1 protein-coding gene is annotated in these 358 nt (G+C 60.3%); it reads left to right on the plus strand.

Annotated elements, in window-relative coordinates:
* Positions 1-138: 138 nt before the first annotated feature.
* A partial coding sequence (locus tag CYJ76_RS12700; RefSeq protein WP_202820494.1) for a hypothetical protein occupies positions 139-358 on the plus strand: 220 nt, incomplete at its 3' end.

The following is a 358-nucleotide window of genomic DNA, read 5'->3' on the forward strand; positions in this document are numbered from 1 at the left end:
CTGCCAGTGGCTGGAGCAGAACGGCATTGACGCGATCAACGTTGCCAATGGCACGGCTGGTTGGCGCGACGCTGGGCTGCCCATCGTGGGGCAGCCCCACAATTAGACAACCCCCATAGTCAGCGTTATATTTATGGCATGTCCGAAAACACGCCGCTACCCGCTGACTTGTTGTCTTCGCCCTCATTCCAGCTTGAGCGCCTACGCCGTCGCACCCGCGACTTCGTAGAGACCGCGCTCGCGGAAAAGGGCACGCTCATCGACATTGTGCGTGCGACAGCTTCGGCGTGCCCTGAAGCCCCCGCCATCGACGACGGCAAGGGGGTTATTACCTATTCCGAACTGCTCGACGAGATCA

The organism is Kytococcus schroeteri, assembly GCF_002847825.1.
Taxonomy (GTDB): Bacteria; Actinomycetota; Actinomycetes; order Actinomycetales; family Dermatophilaceae; genus Kytococcus; species Kytococcus schroeteri.